The organism is Hungatella sp., assembly GCF_046966825.1.
In genome coordinates this window covers 1-8070 of the sequence record NZ_JBKVCZ010000204.1, presented here as the reverse complement: position 1 = coordinate 8070, position 8070 = coordinate 1, and the positions used below count along the sequence as shown (strand labels likewise).

The following is an 8070-nucleotide window of genomic DNA, read 5'->3' as shown; positions in this document are numbered from 1 at the left end:
TTCCCCCGGCGAAACGGCGGTATCCACCGACAGAGCAGACAAATTGGATCCGTTATCTATCTCTTCCAGACAGTACACCACAGGCCCCCGCTGAATACATACTTTTCCTGAGCACGCGCGCACTTCAGGATTTGCACGGATAAAACAGGCCGGCGCATCAAACTGAATTTCCAATTCTTTTCCGGCCTCCAGTTCAAATACCCCATAGCCGTTTTCCTTCCGGTACGAAACGTTGGCCCTGAAATTTTTTCCATAACCGGGAATCCGCACTGCAAGTTCGAGAACCTGGTCTGAAGTGATTTTCAGTACATTTCCCATGGGGAATTCCGTCTCGAGCTTTAAAATAGCGCCGTTTTTTGCTTTTACAGTGCTGCTGATAAACAGATTCAAATATACCCGCTGTGAATCCTGCGCCCAGATATACTGCCCCAGAGAAGCAAAAGTGCGGGCAACGTTGGGAGGACAGCAGGCGCAGCTGAACCAGGGCTGGCGCACCGGCTTTACATGCTCCTTGGAAGTATAAGGCATACAGGCTTTGGGCCATACTTCCAGTGGATTGACATAGAAAAAGCTCTTACCGTCCAGCGCCACGCTGGCTAACACTGTATTATAAAGCGCACGTTCCACAGGATCAAAATATTGTGCCTGGCGGGTAACACGGTTCATCCGAAGCCCGAACAGCATTAGTCCTATCGAAGCGCAGCTTTCCGCGTAGGCCATCTCATTGGAAAGATCATAGTCGGTGGTAAAACGCTCTAAAATGCCGGACGCTCCAACTCCTCCGGTTACATACATCTGCCGTTCTGTCACGTCATTCCACAAGGTTTTGCAGGCATTCAGCAGGCCTTCGTCTTTTAATTCTCCGGCTAAATCCGCCATGGCGCTGTACAGATACATGGCCCGGACAGCATGTCCGGCGGCCTGTTTCTGCTCCCGCACCGGCTGGTGGGCTTGATAATAGGACATGTCGGAATTTGTGTCCATAGAGCCCCATATAGGCAGATATCCCGGCCTGTCGTTTTCATTTCGAAAATAGTTTTCCCCGGTGCCCCGGCAATTAATAAAGTAAGCGGATAACTCCAAATATCTTCTCACGCCGGTCGCCCGGTACATGCGAAACAGCGCCAGCTCTACTTCCTCATGTCCCGGATATGCGTGTATCTTCCCTTCTTCCGGTCCAAAAGTATTGTAGATTAAATCAGCAAGCCGCATCATGGCATCCAGCAGTCTGCGCTTTCCGGTGGCTTCAAAATAAGCCACTGCTGCTTCCATCATATGTCCAGCACAGTACAACTCATGGCCTTCCCGCAAATTACGCCACCTCTGGTCAGGCTCCTTGATGGTGAAAAAGGTATTCAAATATCCGTCTGGCTGTTGGGCTGCGCACACCAGTTCAATAGCCTCGTCAGCCAGTTTCTCCAGTTTAGGATCCGGCTGAAAGCTTAACACATAGGCTACCGCTTCCAGCCATTTTGCCAAATCAGAATCCTGAAAAACCTCGCCATAAAAGCTCCCCTGCGCCTGTCCGGCAGCAATGCGGTAATTTTCAATGCAATGACTGGGTTCCGCATTGGGCACCCGGTCATTCATTGCCTCCCACTGATAGGGAATAATTTCTTTTCTCACCAGATCCAGGCGTTCCTTCCAGAACCGATCCTGAATCTGGATGTCCTTTAAAGGAATGGACGCTAACATGTAATCCCCCCAAAGATCAGACGCTTTTTATTTTTAACGTGTAATTGTCTGTGATGGATGCTGGTTTTCAAGCAAATAATCAGTGTGTGATATTGATGGGGCAGAGATAGGAATAGTCTCCCCGCTCATTCGGCGCCGGCTTTCCATCTGTCTCAAATCCCAGATCAAATCCTTCATGATATACAATTCCGATTTCCTCAATTTTCCGGTTGCCGCCGTTGTACCAGCCCATATATCCGGTTTCTGTTTCTATAATCATGAGTTTGCAAATACAATTATGGTCCCAGCAGCCTTCTGAACTGGCAATAATAGGATTAGACGGATGCCGTTCCCAGTTAGTAATGCCATCCCGGGATCTTGCCAAACCGTTGCTGCCTCTCATATCCGCATCGTTCCCTAAATAAGACATGTAATACCAGCCGTCTCGCTTCCACACAAACGGCGCGGATACTTTAGCCATTTCCCATGGAATGCTGCCATCGGGAACGAAAATAGGATTTAACGGGTATTTGGTCCAATGGATACCGTCTTTACTGGTCGCATATCCCAGAGCGTCTGACTCGGTGCCTTCTGTTGCGCCGCCGGCATACCACATTTTAAACAAATCCTCTTCCTCGTCGTAAATGACGTGAGGTGTCCAGATAATATGATTTTCCCAGGGCTTATCCGGACGAAGCACCGGATGGGCAAGGGGGCGTTCCCAGTGGATACCGTCGTCGCTGACTGCATACCCGATGGCGGCAGACAAGGGGCCGGACCAAATCATGTGACCAGTATACCACATATGATATCGATTGTCCTTCTTCACTAGCGTGGGCCGGCTGACTTTATCCGCCTCCCAGGAAGAATCCAACTGACGGGTTAGCACACAGCAAAACGGTTCCCAATGGATTCCGTCGGTGCTGGTGGTATACATAATGGATTTAGTGGGTCTCCAGGAAAACCACATTTTATAAATACCGTCTTCTTTGATGACATAGCTGTCGAACATGGTATTCAAAGCCGGTTCAAACAGCGGATATTTTGCTTTTTTCCAGCCTGCTGTTGTACCTGTAGGCATAGGCCGATATCCGTTTAAAATCATTACTAGAACCTCCTCAATCGGGAATGACATAAATTCCTATGGGCAATTCATCTCTCACATACAGGTTGACTTTTCCGGTACCGTTGTCTTGTCCCCGTTCATTCTCGCCTTCTTGCCCCGTCTCGGGGAATCCCAAATCAAAGCCTTTATGCACGGCAATGCCAATCTCTTCAAATCGGACATTACAGCCCTTATACCACAGCTGGTAGCCTTTCGGCGTTTTTAAAACGCTTGGCTTTCCGGCGCTGCGCCAATCCCAGGAACCGTCTGTCCCTGCAATAACAGGATTTGACGGGTGCCGCTGCCACTGGGAAATCCCGTCCCTAGAGCGTGCCAGTCCGATTCCCAAAACACCGTCTCCGTCTGCTCCTACATAAAACATGGTATACCAGCCGTCCTCTTTGGGGCAGACAAAGCAGGAAAATGTTTTGGCGTTTTCCCAGTAACGGTTGCAATCCGACTGGAACACAGGGTTCTGGGAACAGCGCTCCCAATGAATTCCGTCTTTGCTGACTGCAACTCCTATGGCATCCGGATCGGTAATCCGACCGCCGGAATACCACATGCGATAACACCCCAGCTCTTCTTCCCATAAGACATGGGGGTACATTACCCCAATCTTTTCCCATGGATCCTGAGGCACTAATACCGGTTGGGGATGTTTTTTCCAATGAATCCCGTCTTTGCTGACTGCATAGCCGATGCTGCACCGGGCTGCTGTAATCTCAGTCGGAAACACTCTGCCGGTATACCACATATGATACAGCCCGTCCCGGTAAATCACCGTAGGATGGCTGACCTCATGAATTTCCCACTCAGACTGATACCTGGGGGTTAACACTACAGTCGGTAGACCCCAGTGTTTTCCGTCAGTACTTTCCCCATAGGCAATGCAGTGAGACTGTTGCCAGGTAAACCACATTTTATAAACCGGACCTTCCTGAATTACATAACAGCTGGAAATACTGCCGAGAGCGCCGCCCAGTACCGCTTCGCAGCCTTCGGCCTCCCAGTCTGCCACCTTGCCCCTGGGTCTCAATTTATATCCGCATTCCATGTTTTTGCTCCTTTACTTATATTTGTGTTCTGATCTGAAACGCAGCAATTTTCGCTTTTTCTCATGGCACTGTTCCGAGAAAAACAGCCTGCAACGCAAGCGGGAGTCCGCGTATCGTACCCGCCGGCTTATTTCTGACGCCGATCGTCCCTCCTTTTAGATTCTCTGAACTGGCTGGGGGTACACCCCAGTTTATTCTTAAAGACCTTAATAAAATATCCGCTGTCGTTATATCCCATTAACTCCGCTACCTCCGATATTTTAAATTCGGAGCACATTAAAAGCTCCTCTGCCTTTTGAATACGCAGATTGCTGATATAGTCTTTAAAATTTTTTCCTGTCTTTACTTTGAATTGTGTTGACAGATAATCAGGAGAAAGAAAAAACTTGGAGGAAATCTCCTGCAGGCCGATTTCCAGTGTATAATTCTCATTCACATACTTAATGACCTTATCCATGGTGTCCGTATAAATTTCAGAACTGGAATCCGCGCTGTTTTCCTGCGCTTTTACGGTAATCTGGCTTCCGTACTTTTTGATTTTTCGTTTCATTTCGCTGTACAGAGCCTTATTTTTTTCCTTTTCTTCCAGCACTTTTAAAGCTCTGCCAAATACCCGCTTGATGTCTTCTTCACGAGTAGGCTTTAACAGATAATCAAACGCCTGTTCCTTAATTGCCTCATGGACATATTCGAACTTTTTATGGGCGCTCAGCAGAATAATCAAAACTTCAGGAGATATAGCTTTAATCTGGCGGAGGAGTTCCAGCCCGTCTGTATGGGGCATTACCACATCTGTAATGATGATCTGAGGGTTAAGCTTTTGAAACAAATCCAGACACTCATCTCCGTCCGCCGCTTCTCCTACTACCGTAACACCGGACACATAGGTTTCGATAATATCCCGCACCAATAAACGTATCATACTTTCGTCATCCGCAATCATAACTCTGACAGACATAACCTCTCCCTTTCTCCTACCATTCTCCTGTTTTTCCATCAGTTCAGAAGCGACAGATCCCTGCCGTTTCCGCGGTTTTGATGAATATAGATGGTTACCAAAGCCCCGCCATCCTCATTGGGGTCAATTTTGACAAACGATTCCGGTCCAAAAGAATAATGAAGACGCTTGGAGATATTAGATAATCCTATTCCCGTCCCACTGACAGTGATGCTTTCCCGTAAATTGCCGTTCTGCTGTAAAACAAAATTTATTTTATCCGCATATTCCCTGGTGAGGCCGGTTCCGGTATCCTTAATGGCAATGACCAATCCATCCCCATGGTGAAACGCCGAAATCCAAATAAAGTTGTGATCCCCTCTGGCACGGAATTTCACCGAATTTTCTACAATAGGCTGCAGCATAAATTTAATCACGGGATCATCATAGGTATCCGGCTGAACATCGAACTGACACTCCAGACGGTTATCGGACTGATTTTTAACCACTTCCAAATAATTCTGAAGGTTTTCCATCTCATCTTTTAAGGTAACGCTGGTATGGGTATCTACCAGACTATACTGCAGCATCAACGAAAGAGATCGGATGCTCAGGGAAAGATCTCGCGCTTTATATTTCAGCGCCATCCCCCGCAGACAATCTAAAGCATTGAATAAGAAATGAGGATTAATCTGGGACAAAAGCGCTTCATATTCCACCTGCATTTTTTCTTTTTCCTGACGCATATTAATGGCATGCAGATTTTCTATCCGATGAATTAACCGGTTATAGTTTTCTATCAGAGAGGCGATGTCGGAATTGTTGGTTTTAATGTCCAGCAGTTTTTTGTTGTGCTCCGGGTATCCCTGAATTTGTTGAATGATATCGTTAATAGGCGACGCCAGCGCCTTCGACCGGGAAAAAGCAAACCCAATGCTCACTAAAACGAAAATGATATAAGACCATCCCAGAAAAATCAGAGGACTTTTAAACAAAGAGAAAAACAAGGAAAAATGGTTAACAACCACAACCAGTTTCCAGTCAATGGAATCCAGACTGTCACTGATGATAATTTTATTGTCGAAAAAGTTAATGTCCGTTTCCTGGTAATAAAGATTCTCCCGATCGACCGGTAAGGCTCCCTGATTCCCTCCGCTGTAGATCACAGTACCATCCTGGGCAACCAAATACACCTGCTGTGACTCATGGAGATTGATGGAATTCAGAATATTGCTGAACACAGCATATTTTAGGCTGACACAAAGGCCGGCGGCAATATTGTCAGTTCCCATTTCATAGGCATAGCTGTAAAAATTCACAGTGTCTACGGTAGTTTCGTCTGCTTTCAGGGTAAGATCATAATTTGTTTCATTACCAATCTTTCTCTGATTTTGAGTAATTTTTTCCTGAATATCCTTCCGGTTGTAGGAAGATTTTTCCGTACTGTAAAAGCCGTCGTTCCGATACATGTGGACAAAAATATTGTCAATATCATCGTTATTGTAGCTGATGTTTGCAAGCGACGTGACAATTTTCCTGCCGGAAAACATGACGCTTTCATCGTAGTAATCACTTTTATAAAGAGGAGAGTCGCAAATGGTTAAAAACGCCTCTTTCTGTGACAGAGTCATTTTATGCAGGACGTTTTCGATCTGGCCGTTTACCTGCGTCAGTACATTTTCGCAGTATACAATATAGTGCTGACTTAAAAAAAGGTAAAAATTTACAAGGCTGATGACAAACACCGCTAGAATCCCCAACGTGAAAAAAAGCAGTGTTCGGAAAATTCTATTCTGATAGGTTGTTCTTTTCATCATCAGGCCCTTTCTTGATTTCGGAATCTTTATCCCTTAATCGCCCCGCTGAGAAATCCCTTTACAATCTGTTCCTGGAACAAAATATAAACACAGAATACCGGCAGAATAGACATAACCAGCCCCGCAGTAATGGCGCCGTAATTAGCGATAAACTGCGCTTTCAGCATAAATATGGAATAATTCAGAGTATTCCATTCGCTTTTGCTGACAAAAATCATGCTGAGCAGCAGGTCGTTCCAGCAATTAATAAAAGCCAGCGTACCGGCCGTTGCCAGAGCAGAGCGGCACATGGGCAGAACAATGCGCAGGAACATCTGCAATTTGGAGCATCCGTCGATAGTAGCCGCCTCTTCAAATTCCATCGGAATTTGCTTCATAAAAGCGGTGATAATAAAAATCGACAAAGAGGAATTTAAAACAACGAACACAATAATCAGGCTAAGCCTGGTTCCTATCAGATTCATGCGGTTCATCAGGACGTTCAGCGGGATAATGACGGAATGGATGGGAACCATGAGTCCAAAGGAAAAAAACAGGTACAAATAACGTCCGTGACGATTTCTGGCGATAACATAGGATACCATAGAAGTGATGATTAAGACAAGTGCAACAGAAACCACTGTGTAAATAAAAGAATTAAGAAAAGAGTAGGACATGCCCGCCCCTTTCCAGGCAGTTACATAATTTTCAAACTGCCATACCTCCGGCAGGGCAAAAGAATTTCCGTAAATCTCGGTGGTTGACTTAAAAGAAGATAGCAAAACCCAGCAGAAAGGAAAAATCGTGCTAACTGCAAAAATAGACAAGCAAATCATTTTGACATAAAACAAAACTCCACGTTTCATACGTTTTTCCCTCCCTGATCAGAATCCTTGAAAACAGCTCCGGTAATTCTGGTTAGGACCAAAGCCCCAATAACAATAATTACGGCAATGGTAGCCCCTTTCCCCAGTTCCGAAGAAGAGAATGCCAATTTATACATGTACAAAGCCAGCGTGGTGGATGCTACTCCCGGTCCGCCCCAGGTGGTAATAAAAGCATGCTCAAAAGATTTCAGACATCCGGTTAAGCAGAAAATAAAGCAGATTTCCAGCACCGGTTTAATCTGGGGAAAAACAATATGCCAGGCAAGCTGCCTGCTGTTTACTCCGTCAATAAGGGCGCTTTCAATAACCTCATCGGAAATTGACTGCATTCCCGCCAGAATAATCGCCATATAATACCCGATATACTGCCAGACCTGGATAAAGGTTACCGTATACATGGCAATATCCGGATCGGAAAGCCAGCTTTTGGCCATCCAATTCAGCCCCATCGATCGCAGAATTGAATTAATCGGACCGATATCGCTGTTAAGCAAAACAGAAAACATCAGGCCGATTACCGTCGCTGCGATAATAGAGGGCAGAAAATAGACAGCCCGAAAAAAACGAAATCCCTGTTTAGTACGGAAAAGCAAAAAAGCCACAAGAGCCGCCA

The 8070-nt window shown here is 45.9% G+C and carries 7 protein-coding genes; all 7 read right to left on the bottom strand.

Annotated elements, in window-relative coordinates:
- On the bottom strand, nt 1-1695 hold a 1695-nt coding region (locus tag ACLTD4_RS31860; RefSeq protein WP_412331882.1), incomplete at its 3' end, for a glycoside hydrolase family 127 protein.
- A gap of 79 nt (nt 1696-1774) precedes the next feature.
- Entirely contained in the window at nt 1775-2779 is a 1005-nt protein-coding gene (locus ACLTD4_RS31855) for a family 43 glycosylhydrolase (RefSeq protein ID WP_044928729.1), read from the bottom strand.
- Between the two features lie 13 nt (nt 2780-2792).
- Nucleotides 2793-3836 (bottom strand): family 43 glycosylhydrolase, encoded by a 1044-nt coding sequence (locus tag ACLTD4_RS31850; protein ID WP_117755133.1) that lies wholly within the window; start codon nt 3834-3836, stop codon nt 2793-2795.
- A 128-nt stretch (nt 3837-3964) separates the two neighbouring features.
- Nucleotides 3965-4795, bottom strand: coding sequence for a response regulator (locus ACLTD4_RS31845; RefSeq protein ID WP_044928727.1), 831 nt, complete (start codon nt 4793-4795; stop codon nt 3965-3967).
- A gap of 38 nt (nt 4796-4833) precedes the next feature.
- Nucleotides 4834-6591 carry a sensor histidine kinase gene (locus ACLTD4_RS31840; RefSeq protein WP_412331881.1) on the bottom strand — a complete coding sequence of 586 codons (1758 nt, stop codon included), beginning with the start codon at nt 6589-6591 and terminating at the stop codon, nt 4834-4836.
- 26 nt (nt 6592-6617) lie between these two features.
- Nucleotides 6618-7436 carry a carbohydrate ABC transporter permease gene (locus ACLTD4_RS31835; RefSeq protein ID WP_003530913.1) on the bottom strand — a complete coding sequence of 273 codons (819 nt, stop codon included), beginning with the start codon at nt 7434-7436 and terminating at the stop codon, nt 6618-6620.
- A partial coding sequence (locus tag ACLTD4_RS31830) for a carbohydrate ABC transporter permease (protein ID WP_412331880.1) occupies nt 7433-8070 on the bottom strand: 638 nt, incomplete at its 5' end. The genes ACLTD4_RS31830 and ACLTD4_RS31835, both read right to left, overlap by 4 nt.

Bases quoted from the DNA above. Each gene is read 5' to 3' on its own strand.
- ACLTD4_RS31850 (WP_117755133.1), bottom strand. From the start codon at position 3,836: ATGGAATGCGGATATAAATTGAGACCCAGGGGCAAGGTGGCAGACTGG.
- ACLTD4_RS31855 (WP_044928729.1), bottom strand. From the start codon at position 2,779: ATGATTTTAAACGGATATCGGCCTATGCCTACAGGTACAACAGCAGGC.
- ACLTD4_RS31840 (WP_412331881.1), bottom strand. From the start codon at position 6,591: ATGATGAAAAGAACAACCTATCAGAATAGAATTTTCCGAACACTGCTT.
- ACLTD4_RS31835 (WP_003530913.1), bottom strand. From the start codon at position 7,436: ATGAAACGTGGAGTTTTGTTTTATGTCAAAATGATTTGCTTGTCTATT.
- ACLTD4_RS31845 (WP_044928727.1), bottom strand. From the start codon at position 4,795: ATGTCTGTCAGAGTTATGATTGCGGATGACGAAAGTATGATACGTTTA.